This window comes from Streptomyces racemochromogenes, from assembly GCF_039535215.1.
GTDB classification, from domain to species: domain Bacteria; phylum Actinomycetota; class Actinomycetes; order Streptomycetales; family Streptomycetaceae; genus Streptomyces; species Streptomyces racemochromogenes.
In genome coordinates, this window is sequence record NZ_BAAAWT010000001.1 from 6,368,096 (window position 1) to 6,391,293 (window position 23,198).

General features: G+C 70.1%; 26 protein-coding genes. 25 read left to right on the forward strand and 1 reads right to left on the reverse strand.

All coding sequences use genetic code 11. The features are described from left to right. Positions 1-93 precede the first annotated feature (93 nt). The 5 genes from ABD973_RS29465 to ABD973_RS29485 all read left to right on the forward strand — a co-directional run bounded on the left by ABD973_RS29465 (position 94) and on the right by ABD973_RS29485 (position 5,952). Positions 94-2,283: a hypothetical protein gene (locus ABD973_RS29465; RefSeq protein WP_345503101.1), complete on the forward strand. Its 2,190-nt coding sequence runs from the start codon at positions 94-96 to the stop codon at positions 2,281-2,283. A gap of 2 nt (positions 2,284-2,285) precedes the next feature. Next, positions 2,286-2,675: a conjugal transfer protein TraB gene (locus tag ABD973_RS29470; protein ID WP_345503103.1), complete on the forward strand. Its 390-nt coding sequence runs from the start codon at positions 2,286-2,288 to the stop codon at positions 2,673-2,675. 92 nt (positions 2,676-2,767) lie between these two features. Then, complete coding sequence (locus tag ABD973_RS29475; protein WP_345503104.1) at positions 2,768-4,981, forward strand: chromosome segregation protein ParM; 2,214 nt, start codon at positions 2,768-2,770, stop codon at positions 4,979-4,981. A gap of 67 nt (positions 4,982-5,048) precedes the next feature. Then, positions 5,049-5,546, forward strand: a complete 498-nt coding sequence (locus ABD973_RS29480) for a hypothetical protein (RefSeq protein WP_345503106.1) — start codon at positions 5,049-5,051, stop codon at positions 5,544-5,546. Between the two features lie 10 nt (positions 5,547-5,556). Next, positions 5,557-5,952 carry a DUF3307 domain-containing protein gene (locus ABD973_RS29485; RefSeq protein WP_345503108.1) on the forward strand — a complete coding sequence of 132 codons (396 nt, stop codon included), beginning with the start codon at positions 5,557-5,559 and terminating at the stop codon, positions 5,950-5,952. Position 5,953: 1 nt separating this feature from the next. Here the strand turns inward: ABD973_RS29485 and ABD973_RS29490 are convergent, their stop codons facing one another. Beyond that, complete coding sequence (locus ABD973_RS29490) at positions 5,954-6,142, reverse strand: hypothetical protein (protein WP_345503110.1); 189 nt, start codon at positions 6,140-6,142, stop codon at positions 5,954-5,956. Positions 6,143-6,280: 138 nt separating this feature from the next. Between ABD973_RS29490 and ABD973_RS29495 the strand changes: the two genes are divergently transcribed. The 20 genes from ABD973_RS29495 to ABD973_RS29590 all read left to right on the forward strand — a co-directional run bounded on the left by ABD973_RS29495 (position 6,281) and on the right by ABD973_RS29590 (position 23,190). Next, on the forward strand, positions 6,281-6,526 hold the full coding sequence (locus ABD973_RS29495; protein ID WP_345503112.1) for a hypothetical protein: 246 nt from the start codon (positions 6,281-6,283) through the stop codon (positions 6,524-6,526). Between the two features lie 18 nt (positions 6,527-6,544). Beyond that, positions 6,545-8,452, forward strand: coding sequence for a hypothetical protein (locus ABD973_RS29500; RefSeq protein ID WP_345503114.1), 1,908 nt, complete (start codon positions 6,545-6,547; stop codon positions 8,450-8,452). Positions 8,453-8,810: 358 nt separating this feature from the next. Continuing rightward, positions 8,811-9,071 carry an HNH endonuclease gene (locus ABD973_RS29505; RefSeq protein ID WP_345503116.1) on the forward strand — a complete coding sequence of 87 codons (261 nt, stop codon included), beginning with the start codon at positions 8,811-8,813 and terminating at the stop codon, positions 9,069-9,071. 92 nt (positions 9,072-9,163) lie between these two features. Then, entirely contained in the window at positions 9,164-9,616 is a 453-nt protein-coding gene (locus ABD973_RS29510; protein ID WP_345503117.1) for a phage terminase small subunit P27 family, read from the forward strand. Continuing rightward, positions 9,585-11,330: a terminase large subunit gene (locus ABD973_RS29515; RefSeq protein ID WP_345503119.1), complete on the forward strand. Its 1,746-nt coding sequence runs from the start codon at positions 9,585-9,587 to the stop codon at positions 11,328-11,330. Before ABD973_RS29510 ends, ABD973_RS29515 begins: the two co-directional genes overlap by 32 nt. 13 nt (positions 11,331-11,343) lie before the next feature. Continuing rightward, positions 11,344-11,568 (forward strand): S1 domain-containing protein, encoded by a 225-nt coding sequence (locus tag ABD973_RS29520; RefSeq protein ID WP_345503121.1) that lies wholly within the window; start codon positions 11,344-11,346, stop codon positions 11,566-11,568. After that, complete coding sequence (locus ABD973_RS29525; RefSeq protein WP_345503123.1) at positions 11,568-13,520, forward strand: phage portal protein; 1,953 nt, start codon at positions 11,568-11,570, stop codon at positions 13,518-13,520. Before ABD973_RS29520 ends, ABD973_RS29525 begins: the two co-directional genes overlap by 1 nt. 2 nt (positions 13,521-13,522) lie before the next feature. Beyond that, positions 13,523-14,371: an HK97 family phage prohead protease gene (locus ABD973_RS29530; protein ID WP_345503125.1), complete on the forward strand. Its 849-nt coding sequence runs from the start codon at positions 13,523-13,525 to the stop codon at positions 14,369-14,371. A gap of 7 nt (positions 14,372-14,378) precedes the next feature. Further along, positions 14,379-15,695 (forward strand): phage major capsid protein, encoded by a 1,317-nt coding sequence (locus ABD973_RS29535; RefSeq protein WP_345503127.1) that lies wholly within the window; start codon positions 14,379-14,381, stop codon positions 15,693-15,695. Positions 15,696-15,705: 10 nt separating this feature from the next. Then, the gene (locus tag ABD973_RS29540; RefSeq protein WP_345503129.1) at positions 15,706-15,918 is read left to right on the forward strand and encodes a hypothetical protein; all 213 of its coding nucleotides are present in this window, start codon (positions 15,706-15,708) and stop codon (positions 15,916-15,918) included. A 107-nt stretch (positions 15,919-16,025) separates the two neighbouring features. Further along, complete coding sequence (locus ABD973_RS29545; protein ID WP_345503130.1) at positions 16,026-16,238, forward strand: hypothetical protein; 213 nt, start codon at positions 16,026-16,028, stop codon at positions 16,236-16,238. Continuing rightward, positions 16,228-16,776, forward strand: coding sequence for a mobile element protein (locus ABD973_RS29550; protein ID WP_345503133.1), 549 nt, complete (start codon positions 16,228-16,230; stop codon positions 16,774-16,776). The genes ABD973_RS29545 and ABD973_RS29550 overlap by 11 nt, the downstream gene beginning before the upstream one ends. Continuing rightward, positions 16,776-17,120: a hypothetical protein gene (locus ABD973_RS29555; protein WP_345503135.1), complete on the forward strand. Its 345-nt coding sequence runs from the start codon at positions 16,776-16,778 to the stop codon at positions 17,118-17,120. Before ABD973_RS29550 ends, ABD973_RS29555 begins: the two co-directional genes overlap by 1 nt. 9 nt (positions 17,121-17,129) lie before the next feature. Further along, complete coding sequence (locus ABD973_RS29560; protein ID WP_345503137.1) at positions 17,130-17,411, forward strand: hypothetical protein; 282 nt, start codon at positions 17,130-17,132, stop codon at positions 17,409-17,411. Then, positions 17,408-17,833: a hypothetical protein gene (locus ABD973_RS29565; RefSeq protein WP_345503139.1), complete on the forward strand. Its 426-nt coding sequence runs from the start codon at positions 17,408-17,410 to the stop codon at positions 17,831-17,833. Before ABD973_RS29560 ends, ABD973_RS29565 begins: the two co-directional genes overlap by 4 nt. 50 nt (positions 17,834-17,883) lie before the next feature. After that, on the forward strand, positions 17,884-18,648 hold the full coding sequence (locus tag ABD973_RS29570) for an Ig-like domain-containing protein (RefSeq protein WP_345503141.1): 765 nt from the start codon (positions 17,884-17,886) through the stop codon (positions 18,646-18,648). 76 nt (positions 18,649-18,724) lie between these two features. Continuing rightward, positions 18,725-19,078 (forward strand): hypothetical protein, encoded by a 354-nt coding sequence (locus ABD973_RS29575; RefSeq protein WP_345503143.1) that lies wholly within the window; start codon positions 18,725-18,727, stop codon positions 19,076-19,078. A gap of 2 nt (positions 19,079-19,080) precedes the next feature. Beyond that, positions 19,081-19,416, forward strand: a complete 336-nt coding sequence (locus ABD973_RS29580; RefSeq protein WP_345503145.1) for a hypothetical protein — start codon at positions 19,081-19,083, stop codon at positions 19,414-19,416. A gap of 80 nt (positions 19,417-19,496) precedes the next feature. Then, complete coding sequence (locus tag ABD973_RS29585) at positions 19,497-19,829, forward strand: hypothetical protein (protein ID WP_345503147.1); 333 nt, start codon at positions 19,497-19,499, stop codon at positions 19,827-19,829. A 16-nt stretch (positions 19,830-19,845) separates the two neighbouring features. Continuing rightward, on the forward strand, positions 19,846-23,190 hold the full coding sequence (locus ABD973_RS29590) for a phage tail tape measure protein (RefSeq protein WP_345503149.1): 3,345 nt from the start codon (positions 19,846-19,848) through the stop codon (positions 23,188-23,190). Positions 23,191-23,198 lie beyond the last annotated feature (8 nt).

A 23,198-nucleotide genomic window follows, 5' to 3' on the forward strand; every position in this document is an offset into this window, starting at 1 on the left:
ACGGCACCCCAACCGGACGCGCGGACACGCGGACGCGCGGACACGCGCGCGCGTACACGAGACGGTCACTTTCTGTCAATAGGAGCAAAGGTCATGACAGACGACTCGGACGGCGGGGAGCTGATCCAACTCCCTGGCCGGGACGAGGGACTGGAGAGAATGCCGGGCCTTCCCCCGCCCCGCCGCAGTGCTCCTCCGGAGTCCCCGGAGGAGACCACGATGGAGCTGCCGATCATCCCGGCCAGGGAGTCGGCGGCCGAGTCGGCGGCCGCGATCCCGGCCGCCGCGCCGGCAGCAGCGCCGCTTCCCGCCTTACCCGGCCGGGGAAGTGGCGCGCCGGGAGGCGGAGCCGGGGCCCTGATGATCGCGGCCCCGCTCGCCGTGGCCCTGGCCGCGCTGCGCGGGATGGCGATGGTGGTCTCGGACTGGCGTACACGGCGGATGGCCGAGCACGCCGAGGCCGCCCCGCTGCGCGAGGCGCGGATGAAGGCCAAGGTTGCCCGGCTGGAGGCCCAGTCCGAACACGCCCTGGCGATGAAGAAGCTCGGCAACCAGGGCCGCGAGGCCCACGCGAAGGCCTCCGTCCCCACGAGCCAGGAGTACGGCCGCAAGGCGGCCGGTGGCGGCTCCGGAGCGGGGGGCTCGGGACGCGGCTCCGGCTCCGGTGCTGGCTCGGGCGGCGGTAGGGGCAAGCCCGGGGGCACCCCGAACGGCTCACCGGCGTCCGGAGCCGGCGGCAAGGGGCAGGGCTCCAAGTCCTCGGGCCCGGGCGGGTCCGGGAAGGACTCCGGCAAGAAGGGAACTGGTAGCTCCGGCTCGGGTTCTTCACCGGGGTCCAACGAGCACGCGAAGAAGGACTCGAAGGGCTCCGGGGTCCAGGCACCGACGGGCGGCAAGACGCCGGGCCCGTCGGCCGCGAGCCCGGCGCTGGAGCGGGCGCGCGGCCGCCAGGAGCGGCGCGCGGCCCGGCAGGCGGCGGATCTGGCCGACCGGACCAAGGACCGGGACCAGGCCCGCGACAGCAAGCACAAGGCCCGCGAGGCGCGCCGGGAGGCGAAGGAGGCCGCCCGTGCCAGGAAGGAGAAGGAGAAGGAGGAGAAGTCCGGGAAGGAGGGCCGCACCACCCTCGGCCAAGCCCTGGCGGAGACCGCCGAGCGCCGGCTGCGCAAGCGACGCGAGAAGGGAATGCCCCCGCCGGTCCTGAGCAAGACCGGGCACGAGAAGTCGCCCAAGGACGAGGGGGAAGGCCAGCCCAAGCCGGAGGATCCGCAACCGCCGAAGGAGGGCGGGAAGGGCACGCCCGCCCCGCAGGGCCCGAAGCGGAAGCGGCTCCGGCTGAAGACGATCCGGATCCGCAAGCCCAAGCCGGAGAAGACCACCCCGGCCGCAGAGCCCGAGCCCCCTGCCGCTCCCGAACCCGATGGGGGGAAGGACAAGAGGAAGTCCACCCGCCGCCGGAGGCAGGGCAGCCGCAAGGAGGCCGGGGCGAGGAGAAGGCCCTGGACCCGGGACAAGAAGTCCAAGCCCCGGGTGAAGCGCAAGGGTCGCAAGAAGAAGTCCGCAGCAGGACCGGATCCAGAGCCGACGGCCGAGGACTTCACCGGTCCCGGCGGCCGGCGGGACGCGCACGGCCGGGAGGACGCCTGGGCCTCCGCGCAAAGCGCCACCGGCCCGATCCGGGACCCGTGGCTGTGGATGCGTGACGACGCGCCGCGCCCGAAGCCGACGACCCCGCCGGCCGTCACCACCGGCCGGCGGGGCCTGCCCCGCGCACCGGAGCCCCACACCAAACGGCCCGGCACCTCGCGTCCCCCGCGGGCGGCCGCCACCACCCCCAGGAAGGGGACCGTGAGCACTCCCGTGACCCGACAGACTGCCGCCCCGGTCAGTCTCAGGAAAGAGCACCGCACCGAGCTCACTCTCGACACCTTCGTCCGGACCATGACTGGCATCGCGATGGGGGTCGGTGAGACGGCCGAGGAAGCCATCAGGATCTCCCGCGTGATGCGCAAGGCCGCAGCCACCCTCAAGGAGTTCCACCAGGACCTCCAGGACGGCCACAACATCACCGACCCGGCGGTCCTGGACCGCCTGGACAAACTCGTCGCGGCCGCCGAGCGGATGGCGGCGCGGGCCGAGCGGATGGCCGAGCGGTGTGAGCGCGCCGCCGGCGGCTCGGTGTTCACCGCTCGGATCGTCCACGCCGACTACCGCCGCGACCGGGAGGCCATGCAGGACTCCGGCCTGCGCCACGCCTCCGCCGCGGCCCACCACGAGGGATGAGCATGACCGAGATCGCACTCACCTCCGACCAGAACAACTACCGGGCCGTGCAGCGCAAGCTGCACATCTTCACCCAGGCCATGGACGCCGCCAGCAGCGAGCTGTCCGTGGTGGTGCGGCGGATGTACCAGCATGCCAAGACCGTCTCGGCGACCGCCGACCAGCTCGGTGACGCGGACGGCGACGAGAAGTACGTGGACCTCACCAACCTGGTCGCCCAGGCGCTCACGGAGGCGGCCGTGGCCACCGCCCGGACGCGGAACGCGGCCATGGAGGCCGCCGAGGCGTCCAAGGCCGCCCGGGAGTCCCACCGCAACAAGTACGCGGCCCTGGACGACGTCCGTACCACCCGCACGACGAAGACCCCCAAGCCCGGCTTCTGGGCGTACTAGCCGCACCCCGCCCCAGCAAGAAGGGGAGGGCCGCCGCGCCCGGCGGCCCTCCCCTTCTCATTCCCGAACCGACCAAGAAGGAGACACCTCCGATGTCGACCGCCGCTCTCGGGCACGCCATCGCCCGCCGTGTCCACCTGGAGCGCGCCGTCTACGGAGCGGCCGCGCTCGGCCTGACCGTCGCCCCCAACGCGGCTCCCTGGGGCACGGCCAACCTCGCCATGCTCGCCACCGCCGCCCTGCCCGCCGGCGTCGCCGCGGTCCGCGCCTGGAAGAAGGCCGAGAATCCGGACGCCGGTCTGCTGACCACGCTCATGCGGGCCCTCCCCTGCGCCTCCGCCGCCGCGGTCGACATCACCGCCCTGTGCACCACCGGATGGGCCACCGACGCCGCCCTCGCAGGAGGGTGGGCGATCTCGATGGCCGTCCTCGCCCCGTTCTCCCGCACCGGGAACCTCCGCCTCGCCCACGAAGCCCTCCGCCAGCTCGAAGCCCCCGCGCCCGAGCACCAGGCGGACCCCGCGGACGAGTTCACCCGGCAGATCGCCGCCATGTGGGAGCGGGCCGGAAGCCCCGGCGAGACCGAGCTGCGCCGCATCGAGCACCACCCCGGCAGCAGCATCGACTTCTCCGCGCTCCTGAAGGCCCCGGACGGCAAGGCGGTCCCGAGGCTGGACGAGCGGACGATCGGCGCCGCCTTCGGCGTCCCGCCCGAGACTGTCACCTTCATTGCCGCCGTCCACGGAGCCGACGGCACCCCCTGGGGCCCCGGCTGGGGCGAGATCATCGTCACCCCCGACGCACACCGCCGGGCGACCGCGGCCGGCCCCAGCGACGCCGACTGGTGGGCGAAGAACATCGCCCGCCCGGGCAAGGCGATCCCCGGCGCCTTCTTCGACTACAAGACGCGCGACGCCGAGCGCGGGGTGACCCACTGGGTCGCGCAGATGGAGGACGAGACCGAAGCCCCCCGCCCCGACCTCGCCAAGCTGTGCACCGCCTTGGGCGCCGACCCCGACGAGCTGAGGGTGTTCGCGCACGTCGAGGGGCACCGGGTCCACGTCATGGTCTGCGACGAGCCCCCGCTCGTCGCCGTCCGCCACGCCACCCGCGCCGACGTCACCCCCGACCCGCAGGGCTTCTGGCGCCTCGGCGTCGCCTACGACGGCTCCTACGTCCGCGGCCGCGTCCACCGCCCCGAAGGCATCGCGCTCGGGCTGACCGCCGGCGCCTCCGGCTCCGGCAAGTCCCAGCTGATCGTCCTCAACGTGGCCGCCGCCGCCAACGCGGGCATGATCAACTGGGTCGCCACCGAGGCCCCCGACGGCAAGATCGCCCTCCTTGCCCCGCACGTCGACCGCCACGGTGTAGGACCCCTGTTCATGTACCGGATGCTGCGGGCCGCCGTCGCCCTGATGGACATCCGCGGCGCCATGCCCCGCGCCGACGGCACCGTCCGCGACTGGAAGCCGAACGACCCCGGCTGCCCCTACAGCGCCCTCACCGTCGAAGCCGACGAGTACCTGGCCGCGACCAAGGACGAGAAGTACGGCGAGCGGATCACCATCCTCGGCGAACTTCTCAGCGTGAAAGGCCGCAAGTACGCGATGGCCTTCAAGCCCGCCGGCCAGGACATGAAGGTCGAGGACGGCTTCACCTCCACGATGCGCAACCAGCTCAAGGCCAACTCGCGGCCGGTCATCCTCAACATGGGCGACGCCGCCGCCACCCGCCGCGCCTTCGACGGCCTGGTCGCCTCCGAATGGATCCCCGACCCCCTGCCCGGCGAATACGGCGGCACCCGCCTGACCATCGAGCAGCGCATCGCCGGCGAGGAGGCCCCGGAGGACGCCTCTGGCATCGGCGGCGTCGGCTGGATCGTCATCAAGGGCCGCCCGATCCTCATGCGCGCCCTCTACGTCGACCTCTCCGGCCACGACGCCGAGCGCAACCTCGCCGCCCTCTTCCCCGACACCGTCCAGCACCTGACCCCCTACGAGATCCAGAAACTCGACGAGCTCGGCCTCCTCGGCGACTGGAACGCCCCCGACCTCGACGACGAGGACGAGGGCAGCGACGAGGACTGGGACGGCGACTCCGGCACCCGCCGCAGGAAGCCCAAGGCGGCCAAGGCCGGCGCCAAAACGGGTACGCAGCGCAAGGTCCCGACAGCGGCGGACCGGGTCGCCTCCTTCCTCGACATGCTCCCGGACGCCGACCGGCAGATGGTCATCGACGCCGTCACCGGCGACGGTGTCACAGCCGAGGCCGCGGCCGCCGCCTACGCCGCCCACACCCACACCTGACACCCCGCAACCGCCCCCAGGGCCCCTGGTACCTCCCAGGGCCCTCCCTCACCCGCAGGAGCCACTCATGGACCACGACCGCCCCCAGCCCGCTGCGATGCCGCTCAGCGACGAGCAGGCCGCCATCGCGGCGTACCGTCTCATCCAGGACGCCTACACCCCCGCCGCCGTCACTTCCTATCGGGACACCAGCCCCCTGCAGACCGTCGGCTCCGCCTCGCCCGTCGCCCAGCCCGGCCGGCCCCCGATGTCCCAGCGCGCCACGGACGCGAGCGCTCTCATGCTCACTGCGGGCATCGTCTCGATCCCCATCGGAGGGTCGCTGTCCCTGGTGCTCTACACCCTGGGCGGCGTCGACCCCGCCGTGATCGGCCTCTGCGTCGCCGGCGGCGTGCTCGTACTGGGAGGCATTGCGAAGGTCGTCAGCGCCCTCAAGGCCGTCGTCGAGGCGGCACCCCCGGCCGAGCAGCACCACCACTACAACGCCCCCGTGCACCAGGAGCACCACAGCGTCAGCACCGAGACCCGCGGGCTGATCGCCAAGACCGTCAACCGCGCCAGCTGAAGGAGCCGAAGTGTTCGCCACGATTTTCGTCCTGCTGTACGTCGGCCACCTCCTGGCCGACTACCCCTTCCAGACCGACCACCAGGCCAAGCACAAGGCAGGCTGCGACCGGACCGGGTGGACCGCCAACATCGCCCACGCCGCCACCCACGTGCTGCTGTGCGGTGCCGCCCTCGGCCTCGGCGCCCTCCTCCTGGACGACGTGACGCTCTCCGCCTCGCCGACCGCCGCAGCCCTCCTCTGGATCGGGGCCACCCACGGGTTCATCGATCGGCGCTGGCCCGTGGCCCGCTGGATGAAGCTGGCCCGACAGGAGGGCTGGGCCCAGCACGGGGGCGCAGCCCATGTCGACCAGACCGCACACGTATCCGCCCTGCTGCTGGCCGCCCTTGCGCTCGCCGCCTGACCTACTGCTCGACCGCCAGGCCCTCGCCCAGCACGGCGGGGGCCTGAGTCTTGACCGCCCGCGCCATCCACCCCGGGCCGGCCGCCTGCATCGGCGCCGTCGTCGGCGTCGCACCCAGCAGCCGGCACAGCCGGTCCAGCTCCCGCTGGCACTCCTCGCGAGAGCGACCGCGGACCATGTAGGAGACCATGACGGCATTCTGGCGGACTAGTGATCCCTTGACCGCCCGAACAGGCATATGTCACAGTGCCCTCAGCGAGATACTCGTGTGTCCGCATCCTCCAAGCCCCCAGCCTCGCCGGGGGCTTTTCGTGTCCCTGGGGGTGGCATGGAGCTGCACGAGCTGTATCCCGACGACCTGGTCTTCGAGAACGAGGCCAGCGAAGCGACCGGAGTGCCGGGAACCGTCATCCGGCAGTGGGCGCGCCGCGGCAAGATCCGGCGGTTTCAGGGCCGGGCTAGCGAGTACGCGGGCAACGGGCGCGAACACAAAACCATGTATGCCCTCCCTGAGATACGCGAACGGGCCGCGGCGTATAGGCCGATGCCCCAGCGGAGCCCCAAGGCGGCCTGACCGACGAGGAGGTGCCCCATGGCCTTCCCCGCCGGTACCCCCACCGTGACCCTCGTCGGCACCATCCCGTCCGCCGTCGCTGGCACCCCGTTCAAGGGGAAGTTGGTCTGCAAGCCGTCGGCCTACCTCGTCGACGCGGGACGGAACGCCGTCTACCCGGGCGGCGGATCGGTCACCTTCGACAGCAACGGCAGCTTCTCCGTGGTCCTCCTCCCGTGCGACGCGGCCGGCGTCGAGCCGGTTGGGTGGCGTTGGTATCTCGACCTGCAGCCCTCGGGCGGCACCCGGGTTGCCTTCTACGCCAACATCACCGGCACCGGGACAGTTCACTTCGACGACCTCGCACCAGTACCAGCGCCCGGTGGCGGCCCTTCCAGCGGCAGCGCGGTCACGTCGGTCAACGGCGAAACGGGCGCGGTCGTCCTCTCGGCCGCGGATGTTGGCGCGGACGTGGCAGGGGCGGCCTCCGCCACCGTTGCGGCCCACGCGGCTGCCTCCGACCCGCACGGCGACCGGGCCGCCGCAGCCGCAGCCCTCGCGGCGCACGAGGCCGACACCACCCTCGTCCACGGGATCGCGGACACCGCAGTCCTGGAGACCCAGTCGGGAGCCCAGGCCAAGGCCGATACCGCTGGAGTTGCCGCCATATCCGCCGCGGCATCCGATGCCACGGCCAAGGTCGCCGCACACTCCGCTGCCTCCGACCCGCACGGTGACCGAGTGGCAGCAGCGTCAGCCCTGGCCGCTCATGAGGCTGACACGACCGCCGTGCACGGGATCGCGGACACCAGTGCCCTCGAGACGTCCACCGGGGCCGCGGCCAAGGTCACCGCCCACAAGGACGCCCTCGACCCCCACGGGGACCGGGCCTGGGCGGACGGCAAGTTCGCCACCCAGGCCGCACTCAGCACGGTCGACGGGTACGTGAACAACGCGCTGACGCGGGTGACCGCGATAGAGCAGGGCACCGCCTGGCTATCCGGACTCCAGGTCGCGGGCAACGCGGTCGTTTCCGCTGGCGACCTCACCGTCTCCGACACCAGCAAGGGGTACCGCTTCAGGCGAGGCGGCAGTGCGCTGGACTTCGAGGCCACCGGCGCGGACATGATCCTCAGCAACTGGTCCGGAACCGGCTTCAATGGCACCCAGCACGCCTATCTGCGACTGTCGGCTGACGCTCAGAACGTGCAGGTCGCAGGCAAGATCGAATTTGTCGACGCCCTGTACGGAGCAACGAAACACACCCTCGACCCGTCGACTGGCGTCGCTGCCCTCGGTGCGAAGAACGGACTCACCAGCATCCGATTGTGCGGCAGGCGCGCCAGCGCCGGATCGCCTACGACAGGTGCGTGGGCCGCAGGTGACGCGGTGCAGGACTCTGCGGGTACGTGGTGGCTGTGCACCGCGGACGGCACACCCGGCACCTGGACCAGCCCACCCGCCACACCGACCGCGCACGCGTCCACGCACGTATCCGGCGGCACCGACCCGATCACCGTGGCGCAGTCCCAGGTCACCGGGCTTACCGCCGCGCTTGCCGCTCTGCTGCCGCTCACGGGCGGCACCATGACTGGCACCCTCACCAACAACGTGGCCTCCGGAACTACGCCCGCATTCGGGGGCGGGGTAAGTGGCGACACATTCGACCGGTGGCGTGTCCTCGCCAATGGCACCCTGGAGCTGGGCCCCGGCAACGCAGCCCGCGACACCAACCTGCGGCGCTCCGCGGCAAACGAGCTCACCACGGACGACGCACTCATCGTCAGTCTCATGTTCCGGCACCTCGGCACGACGGCCGGCTTCTACGGGGCAACAGCGGTCACGAAACCGTCCGTCACCGGTAGCCGAGGCGGGAACGCGGCGCTCGCCTCATTGCTCACCGCGCTGGCTACCCTCGGCCTCATCACCGACAGCACCACCGCCTGATGGGCGTCACGACCAGGGAACAGGCGGCTGGCAGAGGGCTTCCACGCTGCGCTAGCCCAGAGGGCCGGGGCTGAAGCACCCCCCCAGGTGCACCTCGGGAACGTGACCCCCGCCCCTGCAAGCCCCCCCGGTGAGCACCCCACCCCACATGACCCCGGGTCTGCCCACCCCAAGGTGTCCACCTGCCGGGCTTCGAGCCCGTCAGTACCGAAGCCGTGGAGGTGAGCCCATGCCTATGTCGCCTCCGTCTCGATGCAGCGACACGGGATGCGCAGCACTCGCCACCAAGCGTGGCCGCTGCGAGGATCATCAGCCGCCAGCTTGGATGAACCGAGCACGCAAGCAAGACAGGTACGGCATGAGCTCGGGCACGATGCGCTCGCTCAAGAAGCGCGTGACTGCACGTGACAATGACAGCTGTTACGTGTGTGGCCGAGAACGCGACGAGGGTGAGATCTACGACCTCGAGCACAAGCGGCCCATCAGCCAGGGCGGAGCAGCGCGGGACATGGAGAACCTGGGGCTCATCTGCGCCGACTGCCACGCGATCAAGTCCAAGGCTGAAGCGGCCGAGGCCAACAGGATCAAGATCGAACGAAGGCGGCAAGCCGAGGGGTAGGGGAGTTCAGATCCCAAAACCCCAGGTCAGGGGGCCCGCCGCGGTCAGAGAAAAAGACGGCTGCACAGATCTGGGGATAGGGGGTCTGGATCATGGCCACAGCCCAGCCTGCCGCCCTGAAGCTGATCAAGGGGCGGGCGCCCGGCAAGGACACGGCCGGCCGGGAGGTCAACCTGGGCCCGGCCTTCCGGCGGATCGCCCCCGAGCCTCCCGACTGGCTGTCGGAGGAGGCGGCGGCCGAGTGGCGGCGCGTCGTCCCGGGCCTGACCCGCCTGGACATCCTCAAGGAGGAGGACCGGGCCGTCCTGGTCGCCTACTGCGAGACATGGTCCACCTACGTGGGCGCCATCCGGCAGCAGCACAGCGAGGGCCTGACCATCGAGGCGCGGCAGGGCACCCTCGCGCACCCGGCGGTGGGGATCGCCCGCAACGCGGGCCGTGAGCTCCGGAGCTTCGCGGCCCACTTCGGCCTGACCCCCTCGTCGGAGCAGGCGCTCGCGAGGGGGGCCGACGATGCCGGCGAGGACGACAACCCGTTCGCGTAAGGGCGCGGCCCGGCCGGGGCCCGACCTGGAGCGGCTGAAGCTCTCGCCCGAGGTGGCCTGGTACCTCGAGGACCGCGGAATCCCGCTTCCGGACTGCCCACCGCTCATTCAGACCCCATCACCGGGTGAGGCGCCGGGCGCGGTCTTCGACCCGGACCGCGTCGACAAGGTGATCCGCGCCTTCTCCCTGCTGCGGCACACGCAGGGCCAGTGGGCTGGCCAGCCTCTGAAGCCGGACCCGTGGCAGGTCGCGTACATCCTGGCGCCGGTGTTCGGCTGGGTCCGCTGGGACGAGGACGCCCAGTCCTATGTGCGGATCGTTCGCGAGCTGTACGTGGACGTGCCCAGAAAGAACGGCAAATCCACCCTGGCCGGCGGCCTCGCTATCTACATGACGTGCGCGGACGGCGAGCAGGGCGCGCAGGTCATCACCGCGGCCACCACCAAGGAGCAGGCTGGCTTCGTCTTCGAGCCGGTCCGGAAGCTCGCCGAGGCGGCGCCGTCGCTGAAGAAGCATGTGCTGCCGCTGAAGGACAAGATCCTGCACAAGCGCTCCGGCTCGTACTTCAAGCCGATCGCGTCCGTGGCCGGTGCCCAGCACGGCGCCAACATCCACTGCGCGATCGTCGACGAGCTGCACGAGCACAAGACGCCTGAGTTGGTCGAGACGATCGAGACGGGCACGGGCTCCCGCCGGCAGCCGCTGGTGTGCATCATCACCACCGCGGACTCGGGCAAGCGGGAGTCGGTGTACGACCGGAAGCGCAAGCGGGTGGAGCAGCTGGCCCGCCGGGTGTTCACGGCGCCGTCGGTGTACGGGGTGGTGTGGGCGGCCGAGCGGGATGACGACCCGCATGTAGAGGCGACCTGGCGGAAGGCCAACCCCGGTTACGGCGTTTCGCCGACCCGCTCCTACCTGCAGGCCAAGTCCGACGAGGCCAAGCAGTCTCCGGCCGACCTTGCGAAGTTCCTGCGCCTGCATCTGGGGCGGCGGACGAAGCAGGAGACGAAGTTCCTGACCATGGAGTCCTGGCTCGCCAACGCCGGCATGGTCGACGAGGCAGCCTTGGTCGGCCGGGAGGCCTACGGAGGCCTGGACCTGGCAGCCACGTCCGACCTCCTGGCGCTGTGCTGGCTCTTCCCGGACGACGAGCGCGGCGGCTACGACGCGATCTGGCGGCTGTGGACGCCGGAGGACAACGTTGACCGGCTCGACCAGCGGACCGCCGGCGCCGCATCGGTGTGGGTCCGCGAGGGGCTGCTCGTCGCGACGCCGGGGAACGTGGCCGACTACGACTACATCCAGCAGCAGATCGAGCGGGATCTCGTCGCCTTCGATGTGCGCAGCCTGGGCTTCGACCCGTGGTCGGCGGTGCCGTTGACTAATGAGCTGGCCAAGGTGGACGCGCCGATGGTCAAGGTCCGCCAGGGTTTCGTGACGATGTCCCCGCCGCTGAAGGAGTTGCAGCGGCTGCTCCTCAAGGGCACGCCCGAGACGCCGCAGGTACGGCACGGAGGCAATCCGGCAGTCACGTGGATGGTCGACAACCTGGCCGTCGCCATGGACCCGGCCGGCAACGTGAAGCCGGACAAGGCCCGGTCGGCGGAGAAGATCGACGCCGTGTCGGCCCTGGTGACCGCGCTGTCCGAGGCGATGACGCGCGAGGCGCCGCAGGCGAGTGCCTACGACGACGGCGACCTGATGGTCCTGTGACAGGAGGTCTGCCGTGTGGGGTTGGTTCCCGTGGCGCCGTACAGCGGTCCGTAAGCGGATCGTGGTCAACCTGGCCGACAAGGCGTTCGCCGGCGTGCTGTGGGCCAAGCGGGGCCCGCTCCTGATCCTCAAGGACGCGGTCCTGATGCAGCACGGGGCAGCTGATACGCCGATGGACGGGGAAGTGCTCATCGAGCGGGTCAAGGTCGAGTTCATCCAGGTGGCGGGAGGCGGCTGATGGCCTTTGTCGTCTCCCAGGGGCAGCTGTCTGGGGTGTCGGTGGCACCGCTGACGGCGGCGCCGGCCTACGTGAGGCTCGCGGACGGGGTCTACAGCGAGTACGGGCAGCTGTACCGCTGCCAGCCGCAGGTGCGGACCGTGATCTCGTTCCTGGCGCGGAACATCGCCCAGCTCGGCCTGCACTGCTACCGGCGTGTGTCGGACACCGACCGCGAGCGCCTCACGGACCACCCGCTGGCACGAATCCTCGCGGCACCGGGCGCCAGGCTCACCCGCTACCGGCTGATCGAGCGCCTGGTGTCGGACTGTGCCATCTACGACACGGCGTTCTGGGTCAAGGTGCGCATGGACTCGGGGGAACTGCTCGGGGTCATCCCGGTGCCGGCGCCGAGGATGGAGATCCGTGGGGACTCCTGGCTGGAGCCCGAGGAGTTCGTCGTGCATGGCTCTCGAGGCGAGCTGAAACTCACGCCCGACGACGTGGTCCATTTCCACGGCTACGACCCGGACGACCTGCGGTCGGGATCGTCGCCGATGGACGCCCTGCGGGCCCTGTTGCAGGAGGAGTTCGAGGCGACGCGGTCGCGCGAGCAGATGTGGCGGAACGGCGGCCGGATGTCGGGAGTCCTGACCCGCCCGGCCGACGCCCCGAAGTGGGATCCAACCTCTCGTGCACGCTTCGGGGAGTCCTGGAAGGCGTACACGGCCGGCGGCGGATCTGCTGGCGGCACGCCGATCCTCGAGGACGGCATGCAGTATGAGCAGCTGGCGCTCGATCCAGCGAAGGCCCAGTACATCGAGGCCCGCAAGCTCACCCGCGAAGAAGTGGCGGCGGCCTACCACATCCCGCTTCCCATGGTCGGGATCCTGGATCATGCGACGTTCTCCAACATCAAAGAGCAGCACCAGCAGCTCTACCAGGACACCCTCGGCCCCTGGCTGACGATGATCCAGGAAGAGATTGGCCTGCAGCTCATCCCGGACCTGCCGGACTCCGACGGCGTCTACGTCGAGTTCAACTTGCAGGAGAAGCTGCGCGGCTCCTTCGAGGAGCAGGCCTCGATGCTGCAGACCGCGGTCGGCGCGCCCTGGCTGCTGCGGAACGAGGCGCGGGCCCGCATGAACCTGCCCGCGATCGACGGCGGTGACGACCTCGTCACTCCGATGAACGTCTTGGTGGGCGGCATGGCGTCGCCAACGGACACGGCTCCGGAGCCGGCGGACCTCCCAAAAGCGCGGGGCCGCCTGGTGCTGATGAAGGCAGCCCCGGAGCGGCCGGACCTCGGCTCCTTCGACGAGGAGCGTGACGAGTTCACCGCCGCGTTGGAGCGCTGGACCAAGCGGCAGTTCACCGCGCTGGAGCGACGGGCGTCCGGCAAGGCGGGCGGCGTCCCGGACCTGGAAGGCTGGTGGGCCGAAGGGGCGGAGAACCGGCTGACCGAGCTGTCCTCGCTGATCGCGGACCACGGATACCGGATCGCCCAGCTCGCCGCCTGGGGTGTGCTCGCCGACTTCAACCCGGAGGCGGCCGGCTGGGACCCCGAGGTCATGCTGCCGTGGCTCCTGGCCGCCGCCGAGACGCACGCCTCGCAGCACGAGGACGCTGGCAAGAAGGCTGTTGCCGCGGTCGACGACGAAGGCGACGGCTGGCAGGCGAACCTCGCCCATGCCGGTCAGGTGTGGACGTCGGCGGCCACTGTCCGCGCGCTGACGGCATCCGCGGAGGCCTGCGGGTTCGGCTCGCACGATGCCGCTGGCGCGTCCGGACTGAAGAAGAAGGTTTGGCGTACCGGCGGCACGAACCCGCGCCCTTCTCACCGCGCACAGGACGGCGAGGCGGTCAGCCTCGACGACGTCTTCAGCAACGGCCTCCGGTGGCCCGGCGACGGCCAGGGCAAAGCGGAAGAAACAGCAGGCTGCAAGTGCCGTCTCGACTACGCAACGGAGTGACGATGCGAATCAAGAGCTGCCCCGTGCGCATCAAGGCGGCGGGCGAGAACGAAGGCACCGACGACGGCGTGTTCGAGGCGATCGTCGCCGCGTACAACGTCGACTCCGTCGGCGACAAGATCATGCCTGGCGCCTTCGGGGAAACCCTCAACGAATGGAAGAGCAGCGGGAACCCGATCCCGGTCCTCTGGTCCCACATGTCCCACGACCCGGACTACCACATCGGCGAAGTCCTGGAGGCCGAGGAGCGCCCGGAAGGGCTCTGGGTGAAGGCCCGCATCGACCTGGACTCGCCGAAGGCCGCCCAGGTCTACAAGCTCCTCAAGGGGCGGCGGGTAACCCAGTTCAGCTTCGCCTACGACGTCCTGGACGGCGGTCCTGCCAAGGGCAAGGCCGACGAGGGGGAAGAGGGCGAGGCCTTCGAGCTGCGGAAGCTCAAGTTGTACGAGGTCGGGCCGACCCTGATCGGCGCCAACCAGGCCACCGAGCTGCTGGACGTGAAGTCCGCCGACGGGGCCACCATGCGCGTCGCGGTCGAGGGTTCCGTGGCGCAGGCCGAAGAACTTCGCCAGGCCCTGACGGGGGCCATGGCGGCGAAGGCTGGGCGCACGCTCAGCCAGAAGAACGAGCAGCGCGTGAAGGAGATTGCGCGCCTCGCCAAGGAGCTGCTGGACTCCCTGACTTCCAGCAACGATGACGATGAGAAGGCCACGCCGACCCCGCCCGAGACCTCCTCGCCCCAGGTGACACCTGCGGCCAAGAAGGCTCCGGCCGGCCCGAGCCCCGCCTCGCTCCGTCAGCTCGCCGACCTCCAGGCCCTCGAGGCCGAGGTCTCCACGCTTACGGGATGAGGACCCCATGACCGTCAAGACCGAGGAGCTCACCGACGAGCTCGTCCACCACCTGAAGGAAGCCCGCGAGATCGCGGCCAAGGCTGAGGCCGAGGACCGCGACTTCACGGACACCGAGCGCACCCAGCTCAACGAGCACATGGCCAAGGCCAAGGAAGCCAAGGTCGGCCTGGAGAAGGCCAAGGCGACCAACACCATGCGCCAGGCCCTCGCGGACCTCGGCGACGGCGTCGAGCTGAACGAGAAGAGCGGCGAGCGCCGCACCCCCTCGGGCCTGATCGTGCCGCCCGCGGGCAAGTCGCTCGGCGAGACGTTCACCGAGTCCCCGGAGTTCGCCGGGCTCATGGCGCAGGCCCCACGTGGCGGGTTCGGCCAGAAGTCCCGCGTCCAGTCCCTGCCCGTCGGCTACAAGAGTCTGGTCACCGGAGCCTCGGACACCTCCGCCGGCGCCTGGGTGACCAACGACTACCTCGGCCAGCGCGTCGGCCTCGACCTCTTCCAGCGCCCACTGCGCCTGCGCGACGTCGTCACCAACGGGCGCACCAGCTCGGACACCGTCGAGTACGTGCGGATCACCTCAACGACCAACAACGCGGCCCCGGTCGCCGAAGCGACATCCTCGGCGGCACCCACGGCTCCGGGTGGAGCCGGCGCGCTGGTACTCAACGCAGGTGGCGGCTACAAGCCCGAGTCCGCACTCGCTGCGGCCAAGGTCACGACCCCGGTCCGGACGATCGCGCACTGGATCCCGATCACCAAGCGGGCCCTGTCCGACGCCAGCCAGATCCGCACTCTCATCGACTCCTTCCTGAGGTACGGCCTCGAGGAGGAGCTCGAGGACCAGATGATCTCCGGCGACGGCACCGGGGAGAACTTCGACGGCCTCGGCAACGTGTCCGGCGTGCAGGCACAGGCCTGGGACACCAACGTGCTCACCACCCTGCGCAAGGCCAAGACGAAGGTCAGGACCGTGGGGCGCAGCGTCGCGAACGCCTACCTGCTCAACCCGGCCGACCTCGAGACGGTTGACCTGCTGCAGGACAACGAGGGGCGCTTCTACTTCGGCGGCCCCTCGGGCGTCGGCTCGGCGTCCGTGCTGTGGGGCCTGCCGGTCATCGAGACGGAAGCCGTCCCGGCCGGCACCGGCTACGTGGGCGACTTCCGCAAGGCCATCCTCTGGGACCGCGAGCAGGCCTCGATCACCGTCACGGACACCCACGCGGACTTCTTCATCCGCAACCTCGTCGCGATCCTCGCCGAGATGCGCGCGGCCTTCGGGATCATCCAGCCGTCCGCGTTCGTCGAGGTCGACCTGACCGCCTGAGGAGGCTGACATGGCATACCTGAACGCTGGCGCGGGCGCGGCTCGCGAGGGCAAGCAGACCGCCGCCGTCGCCAACGCGGGCGCGGCCACCGCAGCAGCAGCGGCTGGCGGGACGCCGACCAAGGCCGAGTACGACGCGCTCCTGACCGACGTGAACGCGCTCCGGACCAAGGTCAACGCGCTTCTCGCGGCGATGAGGACGTCCGGACAGCTCGCGTCGTGAGCTACTCCCGACTGGTGCGAGGGCGGTGCCCGTGCGGCGCACCACACGCCGCATGCGGCCCGCCCTCTGCCAGCACCCCGGCTGACGAGAACCTGGAGGTGGCGGTCGTGGCCGGCCCGCTCAAGCTGTACGACGTCGTCATGCACGGCGTCCCCACCCGCATGAAGCTCAACGAGGCCGACGCCGAGAGGTACGGCGCCACGCCTGTAGAGGCGCCGGCACCCGAACCGGCGGAGCCCGAGCAGCCAGAGGCCAAGGCCCGCACCGCAGGGAACAAGGCCCGCCAGGCCCGCGGCAAGGCCGCGCCCGGTGACGGCTGACTACCTCGCCGACCCTGAAGAGCTCGCCGTTTGGCTTCCGGTCGGCGCGGACGACCCCAAGCTCCTCGTTGCGCTGAGTGCTGCCTCACGCCGCTTCCGTGGCGCGGTCCGGCATCCGGTGTCCCTGGTCGCTGCCGAGACGATCGTCCTCGACGGCAGCGGCGCCCTGTCCCTGCTCCTGCCGGCCGCCCCCGTCACGGACGTGGCGTCCGTGACGGTCGACGGGCAGACCCTGACGGCCGGCACGGACTACACCTGGTCCGCCGACGGATACCTGCACCGCATGGGCTGCGCGTGGCCGTCGACCCTGCGGTCGGTGACCGTCGTCTACAGCCACGGCTACGCCGACATCCCTGGCGACATCCAGGAGGTGGTCATCGACCAGGCGCGCGCCATGTACGCGATCCTGCCCGGGGTTCAGCAGCAGACGGTCGGTGCCCAGTCGGTCACGTTCGGAGTGCAGGCCGCAACCGGCGTGACCGCCCAGTGGGCGGCTGCGGTCGAGCGGTACCAGCTCAACCGAGGTGAACGCCCGTGATGTTCAACCAGAGCGCCGTCCGGGTGCGCGCGGGCACCCGGCCTGACCGCGGCGGCAACACCGCCATGGACTGGTCTCCTGGCGCGGTGAACCGCTTGACCGTGACCGGTCTGAACATCCAGCCCGCCAGCCAGTCCGAGTCCGCCGACGAGCAGCGGACGGCGGTCGTGACCGGCTACAAGGTCCAGTCCGCCCCCGGCACCGCTCCAGACGTCAAGGCGGCCGATCGTATCGAGTGGGCCGGACTGGTCTACGAGGTGCAGGGCGAGGTCGGCCGCTGGCCCCAGCTGTTCGCCGACTCCGTCCACCACATCGAGTTCGTGATGGACCGTGCCACCGGATAGGAGGCGGCGATGCTGATCGAATGGCGTCTCGATGCGGCCGGCGTCCGGGAGATCCTCCAGGGTGACGAGGTCCGTTCCCTGATCGACGGCCTGGCTTCGAACGTCGTGGACAACGTGAAGGCGCTCGTGCCATCCGGGACCACGATCGAGGTCCGGCCGTACACGACGGACCGCGGGGCAGCGACGGTGGTGGTGGCGGACCCTCAAGCGATGGCCTGGCAGGCCCGGGACGGTGTCCTGACTCGCGCAGCCGGGTTCGCCGGCCTCGAGGTCAAGGCCGTGGAGAGGTGAAGCCGCTCGTCGTGTTCGGCGACGCTCAGGCTGCTGCCGCTGGCGTCCTGCGGACCGCACTGGCAGCACGCCCTGAGGCCTATGCGGACGACGCGACGGTCGGGACCCGGGTCCCGAACTCCCGCGCCCCGGAGACTCCGCACCTGCCCTACGTCCTGGTCCGCAAGGACTCCGACAGTCCCCACTCGTCGATGGCCAATGCCCGCTGCACCCTGCGCGTCACCGTCTGGCACGAGGACGCCGATCAGGCCCATGATCTCGCGATGCTCTGCCAGGGCCTGCTGCTGGTGCACTCCGGCCCTGTCATTCGCGGGGTCCGGTCCGGGACGGGGCCCCTCGCTGCTGTCGACCCGGACAGCGGCGTCGACCTCGCCACCCTGACTGTCCTGGCCAACGTCAAACCGATCCCGCTGACCGCCTGACCTATCCGCCCACCTGCGGCGATAACCCTTACCTAAAAGAGGAGGACGCCGTGGCCGGCGACCCGCTGAAGGCAAATCTGTGGACGGACGCGGACGTCTACATCTCCACCAACCTTGCCGCGACCCTGCCCGCCAGCGCCTCCACGCCGTTCGGTGTGGACTGGGATCTGGTCGGGCTCCTCGATGGCGACGACGGCATGCCCGAGACCCGCGACGAGGACACCGACGACAAGTACGCCTGGGGCGGCATCCTCGTGCGTACCAGCCGTTCCCACTTCAAGCTCACGAAGTCCTTCACCGCGTTGGAGGACAACGCCACGACGGCCTCCCTGCTGTGGCCGGGGTCGACGTCCACGCAGATCAAGGTGCCTCGGCCTGCCAAGGTGCTTGTGGCCTTCGAGGTCCGTGAGGGCGACAAGGTCCGCCGACTGATCACCGCGAACTACGCCGAGGTCTCACTGGACGGCGACCACGGCGAGACGGAGACCGACCTGGAGTCGATGACCTTCGCGGCGACGATCTTCCCGACCGGGGCTGGCGTCCTCTTCACCAAGCAGACGACCCCCACCTTGGTCAGCATCTCCATCCCCGCGACACTCTCCGTCGCGGACGGCGCCATCGGCAGTCTCACCGCCACGGCCACCTACGACGACGCGTCCACCGCCAACGTCACCGCGCTGGCGACGTGGGTGTCGTCCGTTCCCGCCAAGGCCACCGTCTCGGCCGGCTTCGTCACCGGCGTCGACCCCGGCTCCACCACCGTGACCGCCACCTACGAGGGGCAGTCCGACACCTGCGCCGTGACCGTCACCTGATGACCGCCGGGGCGCGGTCCTTCGTCGCGGTTCGGCCGCGCCCCGGTGCACTCCACGAACCGTGAGGAGTCGCGACATGGCCATCTCGTACACCGACCAAGAGATTCACGACCAGGCGGTCCACCTCGGTCTCATCGATCCGAGACAGGAACTGCCTCTGAACCTGCGAAGCCGGGTCGTGGCCGCACTCGTGCAAGCCGCCCGGCAACGGACCCCGGAGCCCGCAGCCGCACAGCCGCGGCTGGCCACGGAGATCGTCATCCAGCCGGCCGGTCCCGTCCTCGTAGACGGCGAACCGTTCCCCTGGCTCCTCACCCGGCAGCCCATGGAGATCCACCTCGATCCCGACGGCGTCAGCAGCGTCCGTCTGACCCTGATGGCCGGCAACGTCCGCGTCATCCAGCCCGAACCGCGACCCGAAAGCGAGTAGCCATGCCCAACCGAACCGCGACCAGCGACAGCCAGCCCTTCGACTTCAACCTCGACACGGTCCAGGCGGAAGCCGACCTGACACCGTTCCGGGTTCACGCCGGCGGGCGCCGGTTCTCCTTCGCGCACCTGCAGAGTCTGGACGTGTGGGACCTGGTAGAGATCGCCGAGGGCGGCGACACCGGTGCAACGCTGGGCGTCCTCAGGGCGGCACTCGGCGACGACTTCGCGGAGTTCCGCAAGAACCCGCTCCCGCAGTACAAGCTGAAGCAGCTCTTCGAGGCCTACCAGAAGCACTGCGGACTGCTGCCGGGGGAATCCGACGCCTCCGCGAGCTGATCCGGAGGCACCCGCGCGCCCTGGAGGCCGACCTGCGGGCCGAGTACGGGGTGCGGCTGCGGGCGCTGCACGACGGCGGGATGACCTACCGGGAACTCGCCGCCTACGTGCAGGGCCTGTCTCCGCATGCCCGGACCAGGACGGCCCTTCGGGAGGGGCGTCAGGAACCCAACGGCCAGGAGATCTTGCTGGCCGACCTTTTCGACATGGTGCAGCGCCTGAACTGGACGTTGATGGCCGTCAACGCTGACAAGTCCAAGGCCCCGAAGCCTCCCAAGCCCTACGCCCGTTGGTGGCTCGCCCCCAAGGGTGAGCTGCGCGAGGGCGGCGGCCAGCGCTTGGCCCGCCTTGAGGACGCACGGCGCCGTGCTGCCGAGCGTAAGCAGCAGATCGAGCGGGGCGCCATCGCCTGACGCGTGAGGGGGGCCCATGCCGAACGTCGGTTATGCCACGATCCAGATCATCCCGTCCGTCCGGGGCATCTCCGACGAACTGCGCCGACAGCTCGGCGGACCTGCGGCGGACGCTGGCGACCAGGCCGGCCGGGAGTCCGGCGGGCGGTTCGCCGAGCGCTTCAAGGCAGCCCTGGCGGTCGGCGGCGCAGCAGCCGGCGCGGTCCTTGCCGCGGCAACCATCAGCGCCATCGAGAAGGAGAAGCTGTCGGACCGCCTGTCCGCACAGCTCGGCCTCTCAGGGAAGGGCGCGGAGAAGGCCGGCAAGCTCGCGGGCACCCTGTACTCGAAGGCGGTCGTCGACTCCTTCGAGGACGGTGCCGCAGCCGTCCGCGCCGTCATGGGCTCCGGGTTGATCCCTGAGAAAGCGACGTCAGCGGCCATCGAGTCCATCACCACGAAGGTGGCCGATCTGGCGTCCACCTTCGACCAGGATCTGGGCGGGGCCGCCAACGCGGCGGCGCAGATGATCCGCACCGGTCTCGCCAAGGACGCCCCGCAGGCGCTGGACCTGCTCACCAAGGGCCTGCAGTCTGGCGCCGACAAGGCCGGCGACTTCCTGGACACGATCAACGAGTACGGCACCCAGTTCCGGAAGGCAGGCCTCGACGGTGCGTCGGCGATCGGGCTCCTGAACCAGGCCATCGCGGCCGGCGCGCGCGATGGCGACCTTGCCGCCGACGCGATCAAGGAATTCACAATCCGCGCTCTCGACGGCAGCAAGTCGACCACGGCCGGCTTCGAGCTTCTCGGCCTGTCCGCGGACGACATGGCCAAGAAGTTCGCGGCCGGCGGCAGTTCCGCCACCGGCGTCCTGGAGCTGACGCTTGACCGTCTCCGCGCCGTCAAAGACCCGGTCGACCAGAGTGCTGCCGCAGTGTCGCTCTTCGGCACGCAGGCGGAAGACCTTGGCGCCGCCCTGCTGGCCATGGACCCCTCGACGGCCGCGGCCGGCCTGGGGAAGGTCGACGGGGCAGCCAAGGCCGTTGGTGACACGATCCGCGACAACACCGCCACCCAGCTGGCCACGCTCTCACGCGAGCTGATGAGCGGCGTCGGGGTGGCCGTGGACACCTTCATCCTGCCCGCTCTCCTTGGCCTCGTCTCAGCGCTGCGCAACGTCGACGACGTGGTCGGGCCCGTGATCGCCTGGTTCCGGGAGTGGGGCGCCTGGCTGTTGCCTGTGATCGTCCTGGTGGGCGGCCTGACGCTCGCGCTGAATGCGCAGGCCATTGCCACTGGCGCCATCACGCTCGTCTTCAGCGCTTACCGTGCTGCGATCCTGATCGGCACCGCGGTCACCACCGGCTTCGCCGGCGCGCAGGCGCTCCTGAACGCCGTGATGGCCCTCAACCCGATCACGCTTATCGTGATCGCGCTCCTCGCCCTGGGTGCCGCCCTGGTCGTCGCCTACAACAAGTCCGAGACTTTCCGCGCCGTCGTTCAGGCTGCGTGGGAAGGCATCAAGACCGTGGCCCTCTGGGTCTGGGAGAACGTCCTCAAGCCCGCGTTCAACGGATTCATGGTCGGCCTGCGCGCCATCGCGGACGCTGCGATCTGGCTCTGGGGTGTCCTCCAGCCCGTCTTCTCCTTCATCGGGGCGGCGGGGCGAATCCTCGCGACGATCATCCTGACGGTACTCATCACGCCGATCGTCCTGGCGGTCAAGCTCCTCGGCGCAATCTTCGGCTGGCTGTGGAACACCGTCCTCAAGCCCATCTGGGACCTGATGGCCGCAGGCGCCATATGGCTGTGGAACAACGGGATCAAGCCCGCTTTCGACCTCATCATGGCCCAGGTCAGGAACCTGGCGGCGATCTTCGGCTGGCTGTGGAACAACATCGTCAAGCCGATCTGGAACTACATCGCCGGCTTGATCGCGGAGAAGTGGCAGCAGATCAAGTTCATCTTCGATGTGCTGGTCGCCTACGTGAAGCTCGTCCTCATTCCCATGTTCATGCGGTTCTGGAACGAAACGATCAAGCCCGCGTGGGAGGGCATCAAGAGCATCATCGCGAACGCCTGGAACACCGGCATCAAGCCTATCTTCGACCTGCTCAGCAAGGGCGTCGACAGGGTCAAGGAGTCCTTCCACGCCGGCATCACCGGCATCGGACTGATTTGGGACAAGCTCAGGGAAATCACCCGGAAGCCGGTGCAGTTCGTGATCGACACCGTCTACAACAACGGTATCCGGAAGGTGTGGAACACCATCGCCGAGTTCACCGGCGTCGGAAAGCTCGGCGTCGTGACGTTCGCGACCGGCGGCGCCGTGTTCGGGGCGGGCACCGCGACCTCGGACTCGATTCCCGCGCTCCTCTCCAACGGGGAGCACGTATGGACGGCACGAGAGGTGCAGGGGGCAGGTGGACATGCCGCCGTAGAGGCGCTGCGTGCCCGCGCTGCAAGCAGCGGCTCCGCCTTCGCGAAGGGCGGGGCGGTCGGCGGCATCCCGAGGTACGCCGAGGGCGGCATCGTCGACTGGCTGTCCGGCACCGCAAAGAAGATCGGCGGCGCCATCATGACGGGCATTGACTTCCTCTCCAGCCCCGGCAAGGCGTGGGACACGGCCACAAAGTTCCTGCGAGATCAGGTGAGCTCTGGACTTTCCGGATCTCAGTGGGCGCAGGCGCTGTCGCAGTTCCCGATCAAGATGCTTCAGGGCCTGAAGAACAAGGTCATCGCAGCGGCTGAGAGCCTGACCGGAGGGTCAGCCTCGGGGAACGTTGCCGCCGCCATGGGCTTCGCCAGGTCGCAGGCCGGAAAGCCGTACCAGTGGGGCGGCGCCGGCAACCCGAGCTGGGACTGCTCCGGATTCATGTCCGGCATTCAGAAGGTCATCGAAGGCCGGTCGCCGCTCGGACGCCTGTGGTCCACCTTCTCTTTCCAGGGCAACACAGCTCCGGCCGGATGGCACCGCAACCTCCGGAGCCCGTTCATGATCGGCATCACGAACGACGGCGTCGGGCATACAGCCGGCACGCTCGGCGGCATGAACGTGGAGTCCCGCGGCGGCGACGGGGTCGTCGTCGGCTCTCGCGCGCGCGGCTACAACTCGGCCCTGTTCCACGACCGGTACGGCTTCGCGCCCGCCCTCAAGACCTTCGACTCGGGGGGCTGGCTGCAGCCCGGTCTGACCCTCGCCCGCAACGACACCGGCAAGCCGGAGCCGATCCTCACCAGCAGCCAGTGGGACGCCATCGGACGAAGCCCGGCAGGGGGCGCCGATCAGCGGAGCTACCACATCACCCTCCAGGGTTCCCAGATGACGTCAGCCGAGCAGGCCGCTGACCTCGTGCGGCGCCTGCAGTTCACAACCTGAGGGAGGCG